Source organism: Bacteroides luhongzhouii (genome assembly GCF_009193295.2).
Lineage (GTDB): Bacteria > Bacteroidota > Bacteroidia > Bacteroidales > Bacteroidaceae > Bacteroides > Bacteroides luhongzhouii.
The window spans coordinates 3,393,340-3,418,515 of record NZ_CP059973.1; the positions used below are offsets into that span (position 1 = coordinate 3,393,340).

Consider the following 25,176-nt stretch of genomic DNA (forward strand, 5'->3'; position numbering starts at 1 on the left):
TTGTTATTCTGATTATTTTTGCAAGTTCTTAATCAATTTATTTATGGGGAAAAAGAAAGAATACAAAGAGGCCAATCGGCGATTTCTGAAAAACCTGTCTTTTCAGGAAGGCGTTTTTGCGTTGCCGTGTGGAATTTATTACAAAGTTTTGGAGACTGGCGAAGGTACGATTTCTCCGGGTGCGCGGAGTATCGTTACCGTGCATTATAAAGGAAGTCTGATTGATGGCCGGGTATTTGATAATTCTTATGAACGTACTTGTCCCGATGCCTTACGTCTTAGTGATGTAATAGAAGGGTGGCAGGTAGCACTTCAGAGAATGCACGTTGGAGATAAATGGGTAATCTATATACCTTATGCAATGGGATACGGTATTAAATCGTTTGATTCTATTCCTGCTTACTCAACATTGATATTTGAAGTGGAACTGCTTGGAGTTGCATAGAGGTGAGCTATATACAATTAGATGCATGGATATTTTTCTTTTAGCTTCTTCATAAAAGAATTGCTTACTTGTAAAAGTTCCATCTCGTTAAATGGAGGCAGCAATATGCAACTGTTGTCTTCAATCGAAGCCAGATAGCCTATATTGATAATGTATGACTGGCTAATTTGGATCAGATAGGGATGCAGACTCAATATTTTTTGTGAGTTTGTATTTCTTTTTAGTGCTAAGATATGATTGTTATTTAATACAGCTTCCCATAGTTTGCTTTTGGAGTTATATCGGAAATAGCCAATCTGTTCTAAATGGATTAGTTGTAAGTTTCCGGTTATTGTAGTATATAAGAAGATGTTTTTTCTTGATCTTTTTCAACGTTGATGTGATTGCAATTATCAATATTCATATTTTGTTTATCTTAGTATATGATTAATTTGTTGATGATGTTGACATCGTGATATTCCCCAATATAATTTCGGATAATTGTCTTTGGCGCGTATGATAAGAATGATGCCTATGATTAAAGCTATCAGATCGAGTGTAAGTTCAATAGACAAGTGTATTATTCCCATATTTTTGACGTGTTTCTATTCTTTGCAGTATATGCGTAGGTATTTTCTTTTGCAAAGGTAGCCAAAAATAGAGATATCCGGTAATAAAAACATGCAGCTTTGGAGAAACTTAGTAATGCTGACCTTTCTTATACTTCCTTTATTTCCTTAGATGAACCATCTTCTGCCAGTTCTTTAATCTCTTTATTCAAAAACACAGAAAGTACAGTTCTTACTACAACAACTCCACCCAAGATCGCCAGTTCATCCAAAGTAGGATCAACTACAGTTTTCAGTATGTCGGATGCGATTAGAAATTCCAGTCCCAGTAAGAGATAACTGCCGAAATCCGCCCTAAGCTGCCGGATATTATTAATAGTATAAGTTCCGTTGAACCGTTTTATCTCATTGCGCAGGAAGGCTACAAAACCAACGAGCACACCATAGGTCACAATCAGTAGACTGATGACACTGATGATAGTGGCGAGTGTATTTAAGAATGTGAGTAGCATTGTTGTATAATGTTTAGTATCTGTTATATAAACAATCGAAGTTATATAATAGTTCTCAAATGGATCTTTCGTTAGGATTGAGTTCTTAATCTAATATCATAAATAAATGGATAAAGAACATATTTCAAGAAATGCTTTTTGCAATCTATGGCTTTTTAGATAATAATAATGGGCCACGATGTCTTATAATAAATATAGAATGGAAACGCTATTCCAAAAGTTTTTGTTTAAAAAAAATAGGAGAGTGCTGTATTAAGCACTCTCCTTGTATATGAAGTAATAAATTACTTACTCAAAGCCTGAGCTACGTCTACAGCACAAGCTACTGTACAACCTACCATCGGGTTGTTACCAATTCCCAAGAATCCCATCATTTCTACGTGAGCAGGAACTGATGAAGAACCAGCGAACTGAGCGTCTGAGTGCATACGACCCATTGTGTCTGTCATACCGTATGAAGCAGGACCTGCAGCCATGTTATCCGGGTGAAGAGTACGGCCTGTACCACCACCGGAAGCTACAGAGAAATATGGTTTGCCAGCAAGAACACGTTCTTTCTTGTAAGTACCTGCAACTGGATGTTGGAAACGAGTCGGGTTAGTAGAGTTACCTGTGATAGATACGTCTACACCTTCTTTCCACATGATAGCTACACCTTCGCGAACGTCGTCAGCACCATAACATTTTACTTTTGCACGAGGACCGTCAGAGTAAGCGATTTCGCGAACAACTTTCAGTTCACCTGTAAAGTAATCAAATTGAGTCTGAACGTATGTAAAGCCGTTGATACGGGAGATGATCTGAGCAGCGTCTTTTCCAAGACCGTTCAAGATACAACGCAACGGTTCTTTACGTACTTTGTCTGCTTTGGCAGCGATTTTGATAGCACCTTCAGCAGCAGCGAAAGATTCGTGACCTGCCAGGAAAGCGAAACATTTAGTTTCTTCGCGTAGCAACATAGCAGCGAGGTTACCATGGCCGATACCAACCTTACGGTCGTCAGCTACAGAGCCCGGGATGCAGAATGCTTGCAGACCGATACCGATAGCTTCAGCAGCTTCAGCAGCATTTGTGCAGTTTTTCTTAAGAGCAATAGCAGTACCTACTACATAAGCCCATTTTGCGTTTTCAAAACAGATAGGCTGAGTTTCTTCACACGTTTTATAAGGATCAAGTCCGGCAGCTTCGCAGATAGCGTTAGCTTCTTCGATGTCTTTGATGCCGTTAGTGTTCAAGGCTTCAATGATACCTTTGATACGACGGTCTTGGCTTTCGAATTTTACTTCTCTAATCATAGTTTCTTTCCTCCTTATATTATTCGTGACGTGGATCAATAGATTTAACTGCTCCCTGTTCTGCTGTTACGCGTCCATAAGTACCTGTAACTTTCTTCAAAGCTTCGTTAGCATCAGTACCTTTCTTGATTTCGTCCATGAACTTACCCATGTGTACGAATTCGTATCCGCAGATTTCGTCGTTCTTGTCCAAGAAGATTTGTTTGATATAACCTTCTGCCATTTCAAGGTAACGAGGACCTTTAGCCAAAGTACCATAAAGAGTACCTACCTGGCTACGCAGACCTTTACCCAAGTCTTCCAAACCTGCGCCGATAATCAAACCACCTTCAGAGAAAGCTGATTGAGTACGTCCGTATACGATTTGCAAGAAAAGTTCGCGCATTGCTGTGTTGATGGCGTCGCAAACAAGGTCAGTGTTCAATGCTTCAAGGATCGTTTTTCCCGGAAGAATTTCAGCAGCCATAGCTGCAGAGTGAGTCATACCGGAACATCCGATAGTTTCAACTAAAGCTTCCTGAATGATACCTTCTTTAACGTTCAGTGTCAGTTTACAAGCACCTTGTTGAGGAGCGCACCAACCGATACCGTGTGTCAAACCAGAAATATCAACGATTTCTTTAGATTTTACCCATTTGCCTTCTTCGGGTATGGGAGCCGGTCCGTGGTTAGGACCCTTCTTTACAACACACATGTGTTCCACTTCGTGTGAATAAGTCATAATTAGCTCTTTTTTTAGTGATATAATTAAAAATACGTAGTCACGATTCTCTAAATCGCCCACAAAGGTAGTCGATTTATTTGTTTCTGCAAATCGCCTTTTATTACTTTTTTGTGAAAAGGAACAAATCTGTTTACGTTTTTTCGTCGTTTGTAAAGTCGGGATTGCATTTGTGAAAGATTGAGACCGGGAGAACTATCTATCTTGTGCTTTGTTGTTATTAGAAAATGAAAATTTATGGAACTAAATCAGATAGATATACATTATTTAATAGCGGCAATTTGTGTTATTTCATCTGCGCTTGTGTTTTATACGATAGGTGTTTGGGGAGAACGTCTTCAAAGGAAATTAAAGTTTTGGCATATCATTTTCTTTCTTCTCGGGTTGCTGGCCGATACAGTTGGCACAAGCCTGATGGAGCATATTGCCGAACTGACTCATCTGCATGACGAAATGCATACGGTGACAGGGGTAATTGCTATTCTTCTGATGTTTGTACATGCTTTATGGGCGATATGGACCTATGTGAAGGGAACACCTATAGAAAAGAGGCATTTTAATCGTTTCAGTATTGTGGTTTGGTGCATTTGGCTTATACCTTATTTAATAGGTGTTTATTTGGGGATGCGATTATAATTTACATAATTCATGTCTTGTATTGATTCTTTTGATTTGCTTAGTGTGGTTATTTAAAATAATACTGTATATTTGTGATAACAAATCGAAAGACTATGATACGACGTAGGCTCCGCCTCTTATACCTTTTAACTGGAATGACCTTGTCTGCTTATTCGCAAGGATTGTTATTTCAGGCTAATGATAAACAAATCAAAGAAAGAACTTCTCTTCAGATATTTCAGGAAGAGAAGATACCCTGTTTTACAAAAAACTTTCAGTTAAGTTTCGAACTTTCCATTCGTGATTTTGATACTTTTGGATATGTGTTTTTACTAAAGGAAAATCGGGGGAAAACCAAATATAGCTTTACATATACATATCTGGATAGTGAAAATAGTACATTTAAATTTAATACTGATGGGAAGGAAAATCATTATTCTTTGAATCTGCGGAATGATGCATTAGCTTATCAGTGGATCCCTGTCTCTTTTACATTCGATTTACAACACGACTTGCTAACAATTCGTATCGGAGATTATGAAAAGAAAATCACTTCTTTAGGATTGAAAGATACTTTTTGTCCGCATTTGTTTTTTGGACGTTATGACTATATTTTGGATATGCCCACCTTTGCTATCCGTAATTTGAAACTAGAGGGTGATAAAAAATATTCGTATATATTTCCACTGAATGAGAATGAAGGAGAAGAAGTACATACTTCTACTGGAGATGTGTTGGGTACGGTTGTAAATCCTGTGTGGCTCATTAACGGTTCATATCATTGGGATAAACTTTTTGAATATTCTTTCCAGACTCCTTCTGGGATTACTTTTGAACCGGACAGTCAAAGGTTGATTCTTTTTAGTCAGGATTCACTCCTTACTTTTAATCTGTTGAAACGTCAGCTACAAAAATATTCTTATGCCAATAAGCTTCCTGTTAAAATGCAGTTAGCTACTCATTTCATGAATACGACGGATGGCAAACTTTATGTTTATGAATTGAATAACCTGCCGTTAGGAGATGCTACTGTGGCAGCTCTTGACCTGGGTAAACGGAAGTGGAGGCAGACTGGAATAGCAGCTTTACCAGTACAGCTACATCATCATGATGGTTTTTGGGATGAAACAGTTGGGAAATATCTTGTTTTTGGCGGTTTTGGAAATAAACGTTTTAATAATACATTTTTGGAATATGATATTGAAGCTGACCGATGGGATACCCTTTCATATTCCGGTGACCCGATTATTCCTCGTTATTTTTCCGGCATGGCAGTAAATAAAAATCGAGAACACGTCTATATCTTTGGAGGAATGGGAAATGAATCTGGTGAACAGAGCGTAGGTCGAAATTATCTCCATGATCTTTATTTGCTTGACAGAAAACAACAGTCTGTTCAACGTTTGTGGCAGAAAACTCCGGAGTATCGCTGGGTTGTGGCTCGAGATATGATACTAACGCCTGATGAAAAATATATCTACGCCTTGTGTTATCCCGAATATCTTTCAGAAACCTATTTACAGCTTTATCGTTTGACTATTGATGATGGAACTATAAAAATCCTGGGAGATTCAATTCCGATGCGTTCGGAAGAAATTATGACGAATGCTAACCTTTATTATAATTCACTGACGCATGAATATTATTGCACGACTACAGAATTTGATAAAAAGGGGCATACAGTGATTCGGACCTATGTGTTGTCTGCTCCTCCAGTTTCTTTGGATGAAGTCCGCTCTTACAATTCAAAGTCTTCTTTTGATATTCGCTGGTTATGGATAATAGTAGGAGTTATATTGTTTTTGGGAGGTTATTTGATTGTCCGAAGGAGGCGAAGGAGACAGGCTGATGTGATTCCGGTACAATCGTCCGTGTCATCAGCCGAGAAAAGGAAACCGAATATCCTCATATCTGGAAAAGAAACTTTCTCTAAAAAAGATTTTGAATCATCAATCGTTCGTCCGAATGCCGTTTATTTATTTGGACCCTTTACAGTGATTGACCGGAATGGGCGGGATATTACACATTTGTTCAGTTCCCGTTTACGGCAGGTTTTCATTTATATATTGCTTCATAGCACCCATAATGGCGTCCTGTCTGCTTCATTAAATGAAGTATTTTGGTCTGATAAGCCTGACGATAAAGTTAAAAATCTGAAAGGAGTAACGATTAATCAAATACGCAAGAATCTGACCGCACTGGATGGAGTGGAACTTGTATATGATAAAGGATATTTCAGATTGGTATTTACAGACTGTTACTGTGATTATTTCCGCTTCCGTACTTTGAAGAATGTTGAAGAGGTGGAAAATGAATTAGGCGTTTTACTGATGCGTGGCAAATTTCTTGATGGTTTGGATGTCGGAATGATGGATCATTTCAAACAAAAGATAGAAGAATTCTTGTCTTCCTTTTTACCCTTGGAAATTGAACGTTTGTATCAGGAACATAAGTATGATGCTGTCATTCGTTTTTGCAATGTGCTTTTCCGGGTAGATCCGGTTAATGAGTTGGCATTGGCATATTGTATGCATGCACTTAATAATACGGGTTCGTCACAAGAGGCAATTCTTCAATATTCTTTGTTTGTTCGTGAGTATAAACAAATGATGAATGAAGAGTATTCAATTTCATATGTAGAACTAATGAGTAAAAATCCCCCTTTTCATCGATAAAAAGCTAGTTGGTTAATGATAATTATTCACTTATTAATCCGCTATTAACCCACCACTAATAAGTTGCTTAACCTCGCTACATTATGTTTGCAGCGATGTTATTCACTTATTGTTTTATTTAAAACCTAATACGTATGAGAACAAGATTCTTAATGAAACTTTGTTTATTCGGTTTGTTGGTTTGGTGTATCAGCTCGTGCAAGAGCGATAATGGCGATTCGGTGCGGCCCGTTGCACTTGAATGCATGTATGCACATCTGACTGACATGACGAACATGCTTGATACCGCAAAGATTGGTACAAGTGACGGAACTTTTCCTTTGGCAAATGCTCAAAACTTACAAAAGGCTGTTGAAGAATTACAAATCGGTATCTCTAAAGGTATGGCAGGATACTTTGTATTACAGTATGAAATAGATAACTACTGTATCGCGGCTGAAAAAGCTATTGCCGAATTTCAGGATTCTTATCAACAAACATTACAACCGGGTACTCCCGCTGAACTGAAAATATTCGGTATTGATGGAAAGGGGCGTATTGAATTTGGCTCAGATCCGGCCTATGGTGGTGGCAACACATTCACGGTTGAAAGCTGGATGAAATATGATGCCGGCTTCTTTGAGTCGGGAATTGGTAGTTTCCTTTCCACTTTTGACGGAAATCAACCGAACGAGGGATGGATGATCAACTTTTTAGGTTCTAATCTTCGTACAACTATCGGTATGGGACCACAGGAAGGTCGCGTATTGGAAGAAGGACGTGCATATCCTGATAATTTCGGTAAGTGGAATCATGTTGTGACGGTATGGAACAGTACTCTTTCGGAAGGTCAGTTGAAGATGTATGTTAATGGCGAATTATTCTTTAGTAAGACCAATGATGTGAAGAATGATGCTGGAGTATTACAAAACTATATGCCTAACACCCGTAACCAAAATATGTGGGCATTTCAGGAACCGACTGATAACTCACGTTGTATGACCGGATTCATTAAGAAGTTCCGTATGTGGAGTACTGCAAAATCAGCTGATGAAATAAAATCATTGATGAACTCGGATGTGACGGGGACAGAAAGCGGACTGGTGTGTGCATGGGATTTTACAACGGTGGCTGAAGATGTAACCAATATCCCTGATAAGACAGGAAAACATGTTGCAAAAATTGTAGGTAACTACAAGTGGTTTAAAGTTGAGAACTAACCTTAAATATACAGATGGAAAGTATGAAAAATAATATAATAAAAATAAGATCTTTCTTTTTCCTGCTTCTTGTGTTATGCGGGTGGGGAAGTGTACAAGCACAGCAAATGCTTACTGTGAAGGGTGTAGTGGTGGACGCATTAAAAGAACCACTTCCCGGGGCTAGTGTTCAGGTAGTAGGAATGTCTACCGGTACGGTAACCGATTTAGATGGTAACTTTAATATTCAGGTTCCGAAAGGAAAAACGATAGCTATTTCTTTTATAGGATATGTGACGCAGGAACTGACTGTAAATCAAAATCAGACAAATCTTACTATTCAGTTGAAAGACGACTCCAAACAGTTGAACGAAGTAGTTGTAATTGGTTATGGAACAGTAGAAAAGAAAGATTTGACCGGTTCTATTCAATCTGTGACTAGCAAAGAATTAAGCAAACTGGTAACTACTGATGTCACAGAAACACTGAACGGACGTGTAGGAGGTGTGCTTGTGAATAAGACATCCAATCGTCCCGGTTCGGATACAAAAATAGAAATTCGCGGTATTAACTCGTTCAATTTCTCAAATGAACCTTTGTACGTGATTGACGGTGTACCTTCTCAAACAGGAATGCGTCATTTGAACTCTGCCGATATTGAATCTATCGACATATTGAAAGACGCATCTTCCAGTGCTATCTATGGTTCTCGTGGTGCAAACGGTGTTGTGATTATCACTACTAAAGGAGCTAACAAACGTCAGGGATTTAATATTGATTATTCGGGATATGTCGGTTTCAAGACACCTACCCGTATTCCTGAAATGATTGGTAATATGGGTAACGGTTTGGAATATGTAGACTATCGTACCGCTTTGTGGAAGAAAAAATATGGGGATGCTTCATTAAGCCGTCCGGATTTTCTGACAGATGACGAGAAACGTCGTATTAAGTATGGCGAATATTATGATTGGTTGCGCGAATTATCGCAGAATGCATTGACTACCAGTCACTCTATTTCCACCACTGGAGGTACGGACAAACTGTCTTTTTCTTTTGGCTTGGGATATTTGAAAGATGATGGTATGATAGGTGATGAAAGTTTTGAACGTATCACAGCTAATATAGGGTTAGAATATCGTTTCTCAGATAAGTTCAAGACTGGTGTTAATAGCTATGTTTCTTTGAATAATACCAATGAAGGAGCGAATGATGCATTGGTTAATGCATACTTCCTACCACCGACAGTAAGTCCTTATGATAAGGATGGAAGCTACTTGTTTAATTGCCAACCGACTTCCAGTAAGATCAATCCGTTTGTTCAGATAGAAAACAATAAGAGAGAGAAGGAAGCTAATTATACTAACTTCTCCGGTTATCTGGAATATCAACCGATAAAAGGATTGAGCTTTAAGTCACAGATTGCCGTTCAGTACGATTCGGATGTTTATGGAGAATGGGTAGGTACAATGACACAAGCCAAAGGAGGACTTAATGCACCGGAAGCTTACCGGAAGGAAGGACGGAATATGAACTGGGTGTGGGATAATATCATTACTTATGATAAAACCTGGAAGAATATCCATCGTTTGAATGTTATCGGTTTATATAGTGCGCAGAAGGAAACTCATAAAGGTTCAGAAATGCGGGGAGATGGTTTGCCTTATAATTCGGACTGGCATGCAATTGAGACTGCTGAAGAAATCCGTGATGTAAAAAGCTACTATTGGGAATCATCCATGCTTTCTTTCATGGGACGTGCTAATTACACATTGCTGGATCGTTACTTGTTTACTATAACAGGACGCTACGATGGAACTTCCCGTTTGGCTACCGGTAATCAATGGGGATTTATGCCATCGGCTGCTATTGGTTGGCAGATGAAAAATGAGAACTTCCTGAAAGATGTAGACTGGCTGAATAGTTTGAAACTTCGTGTTAGCTGGGGTAGATCGGGAAACAATAGCATCGACCATGATATTACTTGGACAAAGCTGGATCTGGCACACTATATCTATGGGGGAAAAGGTGAAAATGCGTTTGGATTAGGTGACCGGAAAGGTAACAAAAATCTTCGTTGGGAAATGACCTCAGAATGGAATTATGGTATTGACTTCGGTTTCCTGAATAATCGAATTAATGGTACAATTGATGTTTATAACCGTACTACCAAGGATTTGATTTTCGCCCGTTCGGTAGGTAGCCTTAATGGTTATGGCTCTATTCTTGAAAATGTGGGAACATCATCCAATAAAGGTGTAGAAATAGGTTTGAACACAGTAAATATTTCTACTAAAGACTTTACTTGGAAAACAAACCTGACTTTCTCTCTAAACCGTAACAAGATTGTAGATCTATATGGTGATAAAAAGGATGATTTAGCCAACCGCTGGTTTATCGGTCAACCGATGAAAGTGATTTATGATTTAGAAAAGGTTGGAATCTGGCAAATAGAAGATAAGGAACTGGCAGCTAAATATGGGCAGGTGCCGGGACATATTCGTGTAGCTGATTTGGATGATAATTATGTAATTGATGAGCGCGACTATAAAGTACTCGGTACTCCGTCGCCCGATTGGACAGCAGGTATGACCAATACCTTTGCCTACAAGAATTGGGATTTATCTTTCTATATGTATGCTCGTATCGGTGGTATTTATAATGATGACTTCACTTATATGTTTACTGCATGGGATAATGAACATTGGAATAAATTAAATGTAAACTACTGGACTCCGGAGAATCGTAGTAACGAGTACCAACAAATCGGCGCACAATCCTATCATACTCAGGTATTAGGTAAGATTTCCGGTTCATTCCTGAAAATACAGAATATCACCTTAGGTTATACCCTTCCGGAAACATGGATGAAGAAAATGAAAATGAAAAATGCGCGTGCTTACATCAATGTTCAGAATCCGTTTACATTTACCGACTATCTCGGCCCGGATCCGGAAACGATTGGTGAAGATGTATACAAATCATTATCGCTCTATCCGATGACCTTTACTTTTGGAGTGAATTTAACCTTCTAAATACTTGAAACCTTATGAAACGAGTAAAAAAACAAATTAAATATTTAGCACTGTTGGCAATATGTTTGCTAAGTGGTTGCTCTGATTTTCTGGATAGTTATAACCCTTCGGCAGTGACAGATGATTTCTATAATACCAAAGAAGGGCAGCGGAAGTTGTTAACTGATATTAATGCACGTTATCGTGATGTCTTTAACACGGGTGAGTTGCAGTATTATGGAACAGATATCTATATGGCAATTTCGGAAGAACCGGCAGAGCGTATGTTTAACGGTTATGACAAGACTTTTAATTCAACAGCTCCCATCGTAGGCGATTACTGGAAAGTTCTCTATAAGATTGTGCAGGAAAGCAATATTCTGTTGAATCGCTGTACGCCGGATATTGCAGGAAGCGATTATACTTCGCTGACTGCACAAGCCCGTTTCTTCCGGGCGATGGCTTACTACTATTTGGTAGAAACATTCGGTCCTGTGCCTTTGCTCACCGAAGAGAACACAAATGTTATCCAGCAGGCGGAGCGTACCGGTGAACAGGCTATCTATACTTTTATCATTACCGAATTAAATGATATAAAAGATAAACTGGATATGACCACTATTTCGGCCGGAAAGGTAACTAATGCAGCGGTAATACACTTCTTAGGAAAAATGTATCTGACACGCGCTTATAAATCGTTTGCCGAAGCGGATGATTTTTCTAATGCGGCAATGACCTTCGATTTGTTGGTAGAGAATCCGGCTTCAGGTTATGCCTTGCAGGAAAATTATGCAGCTTTGTTTGATGAAAACAATCAGGCCAATTCAGAAGTGATCTGGGCTATTCAGTATGGACTGGATAAGAATTATCGGGGTAGCGGAAATCCGCAACAGGCACAATTTGGATTTAATATTGTTGCATTGGAACCGGATTTGTTTATCAAGAACCAGAACGATTATTCTAATATTTCCCGTAAATACTGGGTGAATCCCAAAGCGCATGAACTTTATACAGATCCGGAAGCAGATACTCGTTATGATGTGACTTTCAAACGTGAATATTACATAAACAACCCTGATAATGCTGATTATGGCAAGTTAGGAATCTATTTTCCCCGTTGGAACGATAAATCGGGCATGAGTAATAATGCGAAGAAGTTTTATCCATTCAAGCAAGATGATGAATATGTGTGGTATCCGCAATCTACAGCACTTCCTGTATTGGAAACGGCTTCAGACCGTATGCCGATGGTACAGAAGTTTAGTGATACTAAGATACAGTGGGGGGAAGGCGGTTCTCGTGAAGATGTCATTTTCCGTTTGGGAGATACTTACCTTTTGTGTGCTGAAGCTTATCTGGGTGCCGGAAACAAAAAACTAGCTTTGGAGCGTATCAACAGTATACGTAAACGTGCTGCTAAAGATGCGGCTGCTTATGAGGCAATGAAATTGACGGATCTGGATATAAACGTTATTATGGATGAGCGTGCTCGCGAATTAATGGGAGAACACGATCGTTGGTTTGATCTGAAACGTACTCAAACATTATTGACGCGCGTACCTGTGTACAATCCGTTTGTGGTGAAATATGATAATTTGAATGAAAATCATTTGGTACGTCCCATTCCACAAGATGAACGGAATAAGGTAGACGGATTATCGCAGAATGAAGGTTATTGATTAATAGTTAACTAACAAATGAAAGAATTAATGATGAAAACAACTATATGTGGTGCCGCACTGCTGTTGAGCCTTACGATGGCTAGCTGTGAAGTGTACGAATCACCGGAAATCAATCAGGGGTTGAATGAAGAAAATAACACGTCCCTTTATGCAGATGCCTATGACCCGATCAGTAATGTAGGGCAATACTATATGCCCGAAATGAAAGTGAAGCCGAAAAAATACTGGAACTGTGTGGAAGTAGTGACGGTAGGCAGTCGCAACGAATTGGGGCAGACGGATAAGATGCGCGGATTGCAGTATCACCTGCTGTGCCAGTCATTGGCAGGATTGACCAACCGTGCCGTGGAACAGGGAAAAAGCGAAATAGCCGTATGGCTGCACGATCACGGTGGCAGTGACTCTTATAAACTCTCCGAACAAGCGCTTAAAGATATGGGTATTCATGAACAGGGAAGGCAGAGCGGATTGGAGCTGGCGCGTAATGATTATGGCCCATCTGATGGAGTAACTATTCAGTTAAAAGGAATGTTCGATGGATATGTTTTAACGGATATTGAGAATAATCCGGAGAGTGGAGTGGTAGCTTCCGTAGCTTCTCATGTTTATAATTCAATAATCGTAGATGTTCGTGATAAAGAATATTATGAAGAAGCCGGATACACCATGAAGTATGATGCAAGAAGCAAAACTACTGCTCAAGCATGGGCTGAGTTCAAAGATAAGTGTAGCAATAAAGCGTTGGTAATCATGCCCGTTCAGACCGGTGAGTTGCGTGAGTTTGCCATCAAGAACGAGTTTTTCGTGCTCAACCTCAATAAGCGTCAGGGCAGTTCGCTTGGCGGACAAAATACAGCATTGCTGAAAGAAATTTTAGCATGGTTGGAACCGAATGCTCCTGTTTTTGGATGGGAACAAGGAGTGAGCGAAGATGCTTTTGTTGATTTGGTTTCCAAGAGCGGACATCCAATGATTCCTTGTGACTGGAGTTACAATCATTCGTTGACTTCTTTACTCTATTCTCAACGACAAAAATCTACATTGGCACATGTTAAGAATCCGCAGTTTCTTGATTATACAAAGAAAAAGAATTTCGTTTCCTTTTTCCTTTCAGATGGTGACAACATACAATGGATGATGAATGACTTCAAAGATTTTTATAATGCGCCAGAATCGGAAGAAGTACGAATGACGTATGGTATGGCAGCTTCGGTACTTCCAATGATGGCACCGGCACAATTTGATAATCTGTTGAGCCAGCAAAAACCAAATTGTTCTATTTTGGAAATGTTGGGAGGTGGTTACTATTATGTAGACAACTATAGCGAGAATGGCGATCGGGCGAAGAATCTGAAAGTTGTAGCCGAACGTTTGTCCGCTCATATGCGTCAACACCGCGTGAAACTTTTGGGAGTGATGGCTATGAATGTGAAATCTGAAGCTGCTAAAGAAGCATTTCAGGCTTATGTAGATGCGAATGATCAGTTGGAAGGTATCGTGGCACTTCAGTATAGCCCTTACGCAGGTGGTGAAGGAGATGTTATCTGGGTAACAAATAAGGCGGGCTATGATATTCCGGTTATTACAGTGAAATATTCTTTATGGAATTTCGGTAACCGGAACACAGAACGTGAAGGAACCCCTGCATATATTGCCGGAAAGTTGAAACAGGAAGCACAACAGGAAAGTTTTTCTGTAGTATGTGTACACGCATGGAGTAATTTCTCAGATCATGGAAAAACAGAAGATCCGTTGATAGAGAACCAATCCGGTGATATCCGTGGAGCTGGAGCGGCTAAACTCTGTGCAGGACATCTGAATGATACTTTTGAAGTGGTAAATATGCAGGAACTGGTATGGCGTTTACGCATGAGCCAGCGTCCGGAACAGACCAAGAAGTATCTGACTGAAGTATTTTAATTAATCTGGTTTTCACAAGCTTTTTGCATAGCTTTTCCTTTTTAGTATAAAATGGCAGTCATGTGGAAAGCTTGTGAAACTTAAGCAAACAACAATAGATCATGGTTACAAGATTGTTTTTCTTATCAATTTGTCTTCCTTTTCTGCTCACTTCGTGCCAGCAGTCAAAGAAGGCTGTAGAGTTCGTAGACTACGTGAATCCTCTGATGGGTACCGAGTCTACTTTTGCATTTTCGCACGGTAATACTTATCCTGCCGTAGCGGTGCCTTGGGGAATGAATTTCTGGAGTCCGCAGACGGGAGAGAATGGTAGCGGATGGATGTATATGTATACTGACAGCCTGATGCGAGGTTTCAGACAAACGCATCAACCCAGTCCCTGGATAAATGACTATGGTACATTCTCCATAATGCCACTTGCCGGGGAACTCAAAATGAGTCATAAAGAGCGTCAGGTCCCTTTCTCTCATGAACAGGAGAAGGCGACTCCTTACAACTACAGTGTCACGTTCAAGAATGGTTTGCAAACCTCTCTTTCAGCTACTTCCCGTGGAGCTGTATTGGAAGTTTCTTTCCCCGAGAAGCAAGGTCAGTATGTAGTAGTGGATGCTTACAGTGGGGGGAGTTCAATAACGATTGATCCGGAAAAACGAAGGGTAAAGGGAGCGTCACGTTATAATAATGGAGGTGTACCCGATAGCTTCGCTAATTATTTTATGATGGAATTTAGTCATCCTGTCATAGAATACGGCACGTACAATGGAGATACTTTGTTGCATCATCAAACTGATGTTGCAGCCGATTATACTTGTGCATATCTGAAATTTGATGTTCCGGCAGGGGAAAAGTTGACTATACGCACAGCTTCTTCTTTTATCAGTCCTGAACAGGCCGTCATTAATTTTAATCGTGAAGTTGCTGATGCCGATGTGAAACTCGTCAGTAACAAAGCCCGTGAGCAGTGGAATACCTACTTGGGACGTGTAGACGCAGAAGGAGGGACGGACGAACAACTTCGTACTTTCTATTCCTGTTTGTATCGGACATTACTCTTTCCGCGTGAATTCTATGAATTTGATTCACAGGGAAATCCTGTTTATTATAGTCCTTATGACGGTAATGTACATGATGGTTATATGTATACTGATAATGGTTTCTGGGATACGTTCCGTGCGGTTCATCCATTATTCACGTTACTTTATCCGGAAGTTTCGGAGCGTGTCACTCAATCTATTATTAATGCTTACAATGAAAGTGGCTTTATGCCGGAGTGGGCTAGTCCCGGTCACCGCGGTTGTATGATTGGTAATAATTCTATATCTTTATTGGTAGATGCATGGATGAAAGGTATTCGGACAGTAGATGCGGAGAAAGCACTGGAAGCAATGATTCATCAGACACAAGCCCGTCATGCAGAAATTGCTTCTGTTGGGCGTGATGGTTTTGAATATTATGACAAACTTGGTTATGTACCTTATCCGGAAATACCTGAAGCTACAGCCAAAACATTAGAATATGCCTATGCAGACTGGTGTATAGCCCGTTTTGCCGAATCATTGGGCAAACAAGATATTGCAGACAAATATTATCAGAAAGCCCAAAACTACCGTAATCTTTATTATCCGGAACATGGCTTTATGTGGACGAAAAATGCTAAAGGCGAATGGCGTGATAACTTTGATGCGACGGAATGGGGAGGTCCTTTTACTGAAGGAAGCTCCTGGCATTGGACATGGAGTGTATTCCACGACCCGGAAGGTCTGTCGCAATTGATGGGTGGACATGAACCGATGAGTGCTCGTCTTGACTCTATGTTTGTAGCCCCGAACACTTACAATTATGGAACTTATGGTTTTGTTATCCACGAAATAGCTGAAATGGTTGCTTTAAATATGGGGCAATACGCACATGGTAATCAGCCGATACAGCATGGCATTTATTTGTATGATTATATCGGTCAGCCTTGGAAGGCGCAGTATCATCTTCGGGAGGTGATGGATAAACTTTACAACTCCGGAAGCAAAGGTTATTGTGGAGATGAAGATAACGGACAAACATCAGCTTGGTATGTGTTTTCTGCAATGGGCTTTTATCCGGTTTGCCCTGGAATGCCTGAATATGCGGTAGGCTCTCCGTTATTTAACAAAGTAACCCTTCACCTTCCTGAAGGTAAGACTTTTGTCGTTTCGGCAAAAGATAATGCGGCGGATCGTCCCTATATAAAGAAAGCTTTGTTGAATGGGAAAGAATACACCCACAACTATTTAACGCATGATGAACTGAAGCAAGGTGGCGAACTAACTCTGTCGATGGATAGTGTGCCGAATTTGCGGCGAGGTACCCAACCGACAGATTTACCCTATTCTTATTCCAAATAGTTTCAGGAGGTTTTAGTTCCTTTTTATTGACCGATACAGAAAGAATCCGGAAGGACTTGATCTGTATCGGTCCTATTATAGGAATTTATTAATAGGCTTTGTCTTTGCTATTTCTTTTGTTACCTTTGTGGAGCTAATACGAGATTTATGATACATTCTTTAAATTCTTCCGACTCTAAAACGGCGCAAAAGCTTTTTTCTAAGCTTTATGTTTCTTATTATGCCCGTTTAGTGCGTTTTGCTTCTCTTTATGTGGGGGCTATGGGAGATGCAGAGAATATAGTGCAAGATTTCTTTCTTTATTTGTGGGAGCGCAAAGAAATTCTTCAGGAGCTTCAACACCCCGATGCATATCTTTTTTCCGCTGTCAAGCACCGCTGTCTGAATTTCCTTCGTTCACAACTTTCTGTGGTAGACCGCAGACAACCACTTTCTGATATTATAGAGCAGGAATTTAAATTGAAGCTCTACAGTTTGCAATTACTCGATGACACTCAAATGTCAATAGATGAAGTAGAAAAACATATCTACCGTGCTATTAACAATTTGCCGGAACGTTGCCGGGAAATATTTGTTATGAGCAAACTAAAAGGAATGAAATACCGTGAAATAGCTGAATCGCTTGGTATTTCGCAGAATACGGTGGAAGGACAAATGGCTATTGCATTAAAAAAACTCCGTGAAGAATTACGCCATTGCATGCCTTTATTGCTTTTATTTGGAATCTAAAATACTCCCTCTGCTCATTTATTGAGAATGGCGAACTCCTCCTTTCTATAATCTATATTTATTCTCTTTTTATTTTTCTCTGATTTTTTTCATTTTCTTTTGGTGGTAAATTCAAGTTACTGTGTCTTCTTATTAAAAGTGTGCAATATGATGGACGAGAAATGGGATAAATACTTTTTCGGAGAATTGACCGAAGAGGAAAAACGGGAACTTTTTCAGAAATTGGAAAAAGATGAAACGATGAAGCGGGAATTTGCAGAAATGCAGAATATCGTTGGTCTGTCCGGGTTATTACCTAGAGAAGATGATTCTTTGAAAGGAGAACGAAATCTGGAAGCATTAATGAGTCGTCAGGAGAAAAAGCTAAAACGAAAACGAGTATTTCAAATCATACGTTATGCGGCTTCGGCTGCTGCTATGATTGCTCTGACATGGATGCTTGCCTGGTACATGTTTGTTGGTTCGGAGACTCCTTCTTTTACGGAGATTACAGTTCCGAAGGGACAACGGGTGCATTTAATTCTGCCGGATGGCAGTGAAGCATGGCTTAGTTCTCTTTCTACTTTGAAATGGCCTTCTGTTTTCTCTTCTGATGCGCGTACTGTGGAGTTGAATGGAGAAGGTTTTTTCACAGTGACAAAAGATGCTTCCCGACCTTTTACAGTACAGACAAAGAAATATGATGTAAGAGTGCTTGGAACGGAATTTAACGTATATGCTTATAGTAGTAGTGAGAAGTTTGAGACTGACCTGCTTTCAGGTAAAGTGAGAGTAAGCTCTAATGATGACCCCGAAGAAATAGTCAATTTGTTGCCTAATGAAAAAGTCTCTTTGGTAGATGGAAAACTGATTAAGTCTTCTTCTTCTTTTGGAGGCAAACAATATCGTGAACAAGGAATCTATGACTTTGAAGAGTTGACTTTAGGTGAAGTGCTGGAAAGATTGGAACAATGGTATGATATCAGTTTTACAGTGGATGACCCGTCTCTGATGAGTAAGATTATTTCCGGTAAGTTCCGGCAAAGTGATCAGATTGAAACTATTCTGAAAGCGATTAGCCGTGCCGATTTATTTAAGTATAAGATAGTGTCACAGCGAGAAATAACCATATATTAATAATCTGATTAAAAATTTAATGCCTATGTAACACAACGGAAGTAGAATAAAATGAAAGTAAATAGACATCAAAACGAGGGATGAAAAGGGGGAAAGTGTTGCACCACCTTCCCCAATTCCTCGGCTATTAATACTTTCTCTGTTTCACATTTTTGTGAACCTAAAATAAAGTACTAACAAAATCACTTAGCAAAGTTATGAAAAAAATCTTTTCACTGCTTGCTTTGGTCCTGTTTATTAACCTTTTTACATATCAGGTCCAGGCACAGACAGCAGTTGTGAATATCAATAAGACTTCAGTTTCGCTAAAAGAACTGATTCGCGAAGTCGAAAAACAGACCGGATATTTATTTGTCTACGGAAAAGACATCAATATCGAACAGAAAGTAAAGATCAATGCACAGAATAAACAGGTAAAAGCATTACTTGAAAACGTATTGCCACAAATCGGGTTGACGTATGAGTACGCCGATAATTATATCTCATTGAAAAAGACGCAGATAGAGAAGAAGTCAATAGGTAAAAAAATAATAGTCAAAGGAACCGTAACGGACAAGAGTGGCGAGCCGATTATCGGGGCCAACATCATGGAGCAGGGAAGTGCTTCCAATGGTACAATTACAGATATTGATGGTAAGTTTACTCTATCCTTGCCTTCCAATGGGGTTTTAGCGGTGACGTATGTAGGTTTTTCTACAAAGAACGTTCCGGTGAATAATCAGAATTCCATTCGGATTGTGATGGAGGAAGATTCTGAAGTTCTGGAAGAAGTGGTGGTTGTGGCATACGGTACACAGAAGAAAATATCTTCTACAGCTGCCGTATCGAGCATGAAGACAAAGGATGTAGCACAAAAACCGGTTATTAATATTTCTAATAGTTTGGCTGGTCGTATGGCAGGGGTCATTGCGAAGCAAGGATCAGGAGAACCCGGGGCAGATGGTTCTGATTTGAGAATCCGTGGTGTGGCTACATTAGGAAACCAGTCTCCGTTGGTAGTAGTGGATGGAGTTCCTCGTGACTTCTCACGTATCGATCCGAATATGATTGAAGATATTACTATTTTGAAAGATGCAGCTGCCGTGGCTCCTTATGGTATGGCAGGTGCCAATGGGGTAGTTTTGGTAACAACAAAGAAGGGGAAAAGCGGTGCTCCAGTACTTTCGTATAATGGCTATATCGGATTCCAGAACCCAACCCGCATCACGGATCAGGTTAACTCGTATGAATATGCTTTGATGAAAAACGAAGCGGCTATGAATGCCGGTTATCCTAATTATTATGCCTACTCGCAGCATGATCTGGAAATGTATAGGAAGACTTGTGCCGGAGATCCGGACGCAGATCCGGACCGCTATCCTAATAGTAATGGTTTGCGTGATTTGGTACAAAATAATTCTGTAATTACTAATCACAACTTGCAACTTTCCGGTGGTAGTGATAAATTCCAGTATTATGTATCTTTAGGATATTCCTATCAGGAAGGAATGTGGAGTACTACCGATTACCAACGGTTCAATGTCTTGGCTAATTTAAGCGTAGATGCTACCAAATACACGAAAATCAATTTAAGTCTGGGAGGATGGCACGAAAAGAAAAACTATCCGGGTGCCGATACAGGTGACATCATGTATCAAGCCTATCGTACACCTCCTGTTTCGGCTATTCAGTATTCGAATGGGTTATGGGGACAATATGTAGGTAAGTCACTTTTCGGACTGACTTATCATAGCGGATACCGTCAGGAACCAGCCGATCAATTGAATACTTCTCTCTCCGTAGAACAGCAACTTCCTTTCATTAAGGGATTAAGCATCAAAGGAGTCATTAACTATGATCCGTATCGTGTGAAGAAAAAGAAATATATGACTCCGATACCTGTTTATACGTTGGATGCTTCACAAACTCCTTATCAATACATGGAAGGTTTTCAGGGACCGGAAAAACCGAACCTGGAACAATCGTTTGAAGAAAGCGTGAGTATGACTTATCAGGGAATGATCAATTATTCAAGAACTTTTGGCAAACATACAGTTACAGGCTTGGGAGTAATTGAAGCACGCGAAAAAAATGTATGGAATATGAACGCCAAACGTTTGAACTATAACATTAATATTGATGAAATCAATGCAGGAAGCAGTGATCCTGCGGATATTAGCAATGGTGGTACTTCATGGAAAGAACGTCAGGTTGGTTATGCGTTTCGTTTGGGATACAATTATGACAACCGTTATATGGCAGAAGTTTCCGGACGTTATGACGGACACTACTATTTTGCTCCCGGCAAGCGTTTTGGTTTCTTTCCTGCCTTCTCATTGGGATGGAACTTACGAGAAGAATCCTTCATGAAGGATATAGAATGGATGGATAAATTGAAATTGCGTCTTTCTTACGGTGAATCCGGAAACTTGGCTGGTAGCTCATATCAGTATATGAGTGATTACGGATTCGGAAATGCAGTTAACTTAGGTGGAGTGCCCACAATGGGTATGTGGGAGAACCTGCAAGGAAATCCGAATATCACATGGGAAAAAGCTAAAAAGTTTGACTTCGGAGTAGAGTTTTCTATACTGAATGGAATACTTTCTTTGGAAGCTGATTATTTCTATGAGAAACGTTCGAACATGTTGATGGCACCGAATGCACTGGTTCCGGCAGAATATGGTATTCCTTTGTCACAAGTGAATGCAGGCCGTATGCACAATCAGGGTATTGACTTGTCTCTGAATTTCAATAAACGTATCAATAAAGACTGGATGATCAGCGCAAAAGGTACTTTTACTTTTGCACGGAATATTTTGGATGAAGTATTTGAAACAGAAGCTACCTTCAATAATCCGAATCGTCGCAGAACGGGGCGTCCTGACGGAACGATGTACGGATATAATGCACTGGGCTATTTCACTTATGATGATTTTAATCCTGATGGTTCATTGAAGGCAGGTATTGCTACACAACCTTGGGGACAGGTTTATCCGGGTGATTTGCGTTATGAAGATTTAAGTGGTCCTAATGGAGTGCCTGATGGTAAGATTGACGAGCACGACCAAACAGTGATTGGTTATTCTAACTGGGCGCCTGAAATTATTTTCGGTTTGGCTCCTACGGTACAATGGAAAAATTTCGATCTGAATGCATTGATTCAGGGGGCTACCCGTACAAGTATTTCATTAGGTGAGACGTTGGTAATGCCGTTCTTTGATTCCGGTTCGGCTACTAAGTTACAATTCAAAGATCACTGGACTCCGGATAATACCGATGCACCATATCCTCGTCTAACTAGTGAAGTAACAGTAAATAATCATCGTCAGCCTTCTTCCTGGTGGGTACGTGATGCTACTTATATCCGTTTGAAGAGTATTGAGATTGGTTATACCTTGCCTCGTTCCGCATTGAATTTCATCGGTATCAGTTCTGCTCGTGTATATGCTTCCGGACAGAATCTTTGGACATGGACACCATTTATGAAAGAGTTGATTGACCCGGAAGCTAAATCAGCTAATGGTAAATACTATATGCAACAGGCTGTATATGCTTTTGGTCTGAATATTACTTTTTAATTAGTTAACCATCATAAAAAGATAGAATATGAGAATGCATAATATAATAAAAACAGTTTGTCTGGCAGGTTCATTGGCTTTCCTGTCTGCTTGTGAAGACTGGCTTGAGATAGAACCGAAAGATCGCTTTAGTGATACAACGGTTTGGGGATCAGAAGACAATGCTGATATGTTTCTGAATGACATTTATAATCAGTTGCCCCACTTGAATAATGAAACACAGAACTTGGATCAATATTCGGATAACTCATACGTAGGAGCGGAATGGATGAATGCTCGTACAACAATTTATACCGGAGCATTATCTCCTACCAGTTGGATACCTGGTCCATGGGATATGTGGAAATGGGGGCGTCAGAATAATGACGATGCCAAAGGACAGTATGAACGTATCCGTTCTTGTAACCTTTTCATTACGAAAGTGAGTGAGTCCGATTTCTCGGCAGACTATAAGAAAGAACGATTGGCAGAAGCGCGTTTCCTACGTGCCTGGTTCTATCATTATCTGTGGATGGCTTACGGTGGAGTACCTATCATCACAGAAGTATTGGATAATAATGTAAGCAGTGATATTTTCTATCCTCGTGAGACGGCACAGAAGACTTTTGAATTTATCGATAAAGAATTGGATGAGATTAAAGACGATCTTCCTCCACGCCGTAGCGGTTCGGATTTAGGTCGTGCTTCCAAAGGAGCAATTCTGACATTGAAAGGATGGGTCGAATTATTCCATGCTAGCGAACTGCGTAATCCGGGCAAAGATAAAAAACGTTGGGAAGCAGCTGCAGCTACTTTAAAAGATGTGATTGATTTGCAAGTTTACCATCTGCAACCGACTATTCTGGATCTTTGGACAGAGGCCACTAACAATAATGATGAAGTTATCTTTGATTTTCAGATGTCTAAGCAGAATGGCGGACGTCGTGAAGGGCTGTTCGGTCCTGTATTTGTAAAGGGGGTGCAGTCTAGTTGGGGAAATATGCAACCTACACAGGAGTTGGTAGATGATTATTGTATGGCAAACGGATTGCCTATCACTGATCCTGCGTCTGGTTATGATAAAAATCAACCATACAAAAATCGTGAAAAACGCTTCTATCAAAGTATTCTGTATGATGGATCAATGTGGCAGGGTGAAGAGATCATTACCCGTGTAGGGGTGGGAAGCCCGAATGAGATTGACACCTCTTCGGATAGTGATGTTACGAATACAGGATATTATACTCGTAAGACGCTTGACGAATCTGTGAATGGAGCTGATAATCTGCAAATGAGCAACGGGATGGCAAATTATATTTTCTTCCGTTATGCAGATGTGTTGTTGATGTATGCAGAAGCTTCTTTGGAAGCTGGAGACAAACCGACTGCCATCGAATATTTGGATATGGTGAGAACTCGCGGAGAGAATATGCCTTCTATTGAAGATACTTATCCGCAGGGAATCACAGAAAATCAGTTGCGGGAAATTATTCGTAGGGATCGTCGTATCGAACTGGCATTTGAAGATAAACGCTGGTGGGATATTATTCGCTGGAAGATTTGTGACGGTGAAAACGGAGTGATGAATAAACCGATTGGGGGTATGAAGATAGAAGATACTGATGGAGATGGTGTTTGGGAATACAATTACCATGAAGTTGGCAAACGTACATTCTTACCACGTATGTACTACCAGCCCATTCCGCAGTATGTGATAGATAAGAATCCGGTGATCCGCGAGCAAAACGGTGGTGAAGACGGATGGGTAAACGGGCAGAATCCTGGATATTAATAAAGATTGTAAACCTTGAAAGATTATTCGTATGAAACTAAATAGATTTGTCATGGCAGCAAGTGCGATGTTTTGTTCGTTAGCCTTGCTGAGTGGATGTAGTGATGATGATGTTTGTAAAGTATATATCCCGGAAGCCAGAGCTTTACAAATTAAGAACTTCGACTTGGGCGAAGAATTAAAAGAAGTATTTCATGTGGCTGTAACTGCCAGTGACTATGTGACTCGTTCCGGTAAGGAAGTGGCGGGAGACGTAAGGGTACAGCTCATGATAGACGAGGCCAAAGTGCAGGAATATAACTCTTTGTGTGGTACTGATTATCCTTTGCTTCCTTCCGATTGCTATACAGTGACAACGGAAGCGGTAATTCCGGCAGGAGAGAGTTCTTCTGCTGATCTGGTACTCACAGTAAATGCACAGGGTAAAATTCAGCCATTTGATTCTTATCTCTTACCGGTTACTATTGCTTCAGTGGATGGCGCACAGGCTGATAATGTTCAGCAAACAGTATATTATTTGTTGAGCGGTGCGGAAGACGTATGGGCAATGCCATTGGCTGACCGTAGCGCATGGCAGGTGGTAGAAGTTTCTTCGGAAGAAACGAGTGGCGAAGGATCGGATAACGGTCATGCTATTCATGCTTTCGACGGACTGAAAGGAACTTTTTGGCATACACAATGGAAAGGTACTGAACCCCAGCCACCGCACCATATTGTGGTAGATATGGGACAGGAGGTGAAGATGTTAGGTTTCCAGTATGTCTCCAGGGATCATGGTGAAGCATGGCCACAGGAAATGACGATGGAAACCAGTCTGGATGGTTCGAAGTGGGAAGCTGCAGGTACTTACAGTGATCTTCCTGCCGGAGCAAAAGAAGAATTCCGTTCCTATTTCCCGGGATTTAAGCAGGCACGTTATTTCCGTCTGACCATTACTGCCGTATATAGTGGAAAATGGGCTACGGCTGTGGCAGAGATTAATGCGATTTCTATTATTAAGTAATAGAAAAGACG

The 25,176-nt window shown here is 40.2% G+C and carries 16 protein-coding genes and 2 pseudogenes; 13 read left to right on the plus strand and 5 right to left on the minus strand.

The window, feature by feature from the left end; all coding sequences use genetic code 11:
• Window positions 1-43 precede the first annotated feature (43 nt).
• Entirely contained in the window at window positions 44-445 is a 402-nt protein-coding gene (gene bamJ / locus GD631_RS12380; RefSeq protein ID WP_143257276.1) for a BamJ family beta-barrel-assembly machinery protein, read from the plus strand.
• Window positions 446-462: 17 nt separating this feature from the next.
• Here the strand turns inward: bamJ and GD631_RS12385 are convergent.
• The 5 genes and pseudogenes from GD631_RS12385 to GD631_RS12400 form a co-directional block, all read right to left on the minus strand.
• A pseudogene (locus tag GD631_RS12385) lies at window positions 463-848 on the minus strand (LytTR family transcriptional regulator DNA-binding domain-containing protein).
• A gap of 52 nt (window positions 849-900) precedes the next feature.
• Window positions 901-1,014: pseudogene (locus GD631_RS22340) on the minus strand (AraC family transcriptional regulator); the annotation flags it as partial.
• A 128-nt stretch (window positions 1,015-1,142) separates the two neighbouring features.
• Window positions 1,143-1,505 (minus strand): DUF1622 domain-containing protein, encoded by a 363-nt coding sequence (locus GD631_RS12390; protein ID WP_143257277.1) that lies wholly within the window; start codon window positions 1,503-1,505, stop codon window positions 1,143-1,145.
• 284 nt (window positions 1,506-1,789) lie between these two features.
• Window positions 1,790-2,800: a GGGtGRT protein gene (locus tag GD631_RS12395; protein ID WP_143257278.1), complete on the minus strand. Its 1,011-nt coding sequence runs from the start codon at window positions 2,798-2,800 to the stop codon at window positions 1,790-1,792.
• Between the two features lie 19 nt (window positions 2,801-2,819).
• A complete protein-coding gene (locus tag GD631_RS12400; protein ID WP_007759112.1) occupies window positions 2,820-3,521 on the minus strand; it encodes an iron-sulfur cluster assembly scaffold protein in 702 nt (233 codons plus the stop codon).
• A 237-nt stretch (window positions 3,522-3,758) separates the two neighbouring features.
• On the opposite strand from GD631_RS12400, the gene GD631_RS12405 reads away from it, so the two are divergent.
• The 12 genes from GD631_RS12405 (at window position 3,759) to GD631_RS12460 (ending at window position 25,165) form a co-directional block, all read left to right on the plus strand.
• Window positions 3,759-4,157, plus strand: coding sequence for an HsmA family protein (locus GD631_RS12405; RefSeq protein WP_143257279.1), 399 nt, complete (start codon window positions 3,759-3,761; stop codon window positions 4,155-4,157).
• Window positions 4,158-4,252: 95 nt separating this feature from the next.
• Window positions 4,253-6,814 (plus strand): Kelch repeat-containing protein, encoded by a 2,562-nt coding sequence (locus GD631_RS12410; RefSeq protein WP_143257280.1) that lies wholly within the window; start codon window positions 4,253-4,255, stop codon window positions 6,812-6,814.
• Between the two features lie 134 nt (window positions 6,815-6,948).
• Window positions 6,949-8,013 carry a LamG domain-containing protein gene (locus tag GD631_RS12415; protein ID WP_185911456.1) on the plus strand — a complete coding sequence of 355 codons (1,065 nt, stop codon included), beginning with the start codon at window positions 6,949-6,951 and terminating at the stop codon, window positions 8,011-8,013.
• 23 nt (window positions 8,014-8,036) lie between these two features.
• Window positions 8,037-11,027: a SusC/RagA family TonB-linked outer membrane protein gene (locus GD631_RS12420; protein WP_143257281.1), complete on the plus strand. Its 2,991-nt coding sequence runs from the start codon at window positions 8,037-8,039 to the stop codon at window positions 11,025-11,027.
• A 14-nt stretch (window positions 11,028-11,041) separates the two neighbouring features.
• Window positions 11,042-12,685 (plus strand): RagB/SusD family nutrient uptake outer membrane protein, encoded by a 1,644-nt coding sequence (locus GD631_RS12425; protein WP_143257282.1) that lies wholly within the window; start codon window positions 11,042-11,044, stop codon window positions 12,683-12,685.
• 18 nt (window positions 12,686-12,703) lie between these two features.
• A complete protein-coding gene (locus tag GD631_RS12430; protein ID WP_143257283.1) occupies window positions 12,704-14,608 on the plus strand; it encodes a GxGYxYP domain-containing protein in 1,905 nt (634 codons plus the stop codon).
• Window positions 14,609-14,709: 101 nt separating this feature from the next.
• A complete protein-coding gene (locus GD631_RS12435; protein ID WP_143257284.1) occupies window positions 14,710-16,986 on the plus strand; it encodes a GH92 family glycosyl hydrolase in 2,277 nt (758 codons plus the stop codon).
• Between the two features lie 147 nt (window positions 16,987-17,133).
• A complete protein-coding gene (locus GD631_RS12440) occupies window positions 17,134-17,715 on the plus strand; it encodes an RNA polymerase sigma-70 factor (protein ID WP_143257285.1) in 582 nt (193 codons plus the stop codon).
• A 147-nt stretch (window positions 17,716-17,862) separates the two neighbouring features.
• A complete protein-coding gene (locus tag GD631_RS12445; RefSeq protein ID WP_143257286.1) occupies window positions 17,863-18,831 on the plus strand; it encodes a FecR domain-containing protein in 969 nt (322 codons plus the stop codon).
• Between the two features lie 197 nt (window positions 18,832-19,028).
• Window positions 19,029-22,391, plus strand: coding sequence for a SusC/RagA family TonB-linked outer membrane protein (locus GD631_RS12450; RefSeq protein ID WP_143257287.1), 3,363 nt, complete (start codon window positions 19,029-19,031; stop codon window positions 22,389-22,391).
• Between the two features lie 28 nt (window positions 22,392-22,419).
• Window positions 22,420-24,162 carry a RagB/SusD family nutrient uptake outer membrane protein gene (locus tag GD631_RS12455; RefSeq protein ID WP_143257288.1) on the plus strand — a complete coding sequence of 581 codons (1,743 nt, stop codon included), beginning with the start codon at window positions 22,420-22,422 and terminating at the stop codon, window positions 24,160-24,162.
• 31 nt (window positions 24,163-24,193) lie between these two features.
• Complete coding sequence (locus GD631_RS12460; protein ID WP_244983332.1) at window positions 24,194-25,165, plus strand: BT_3987 domain-containing protein; 972 nt, start codon at window positions 24,194-24,196, stop codon at window positions 25,163-25,165.
• The last annotated feature ends 11 nt before the right edge of the window (window positions 25,166-25,176 follow it).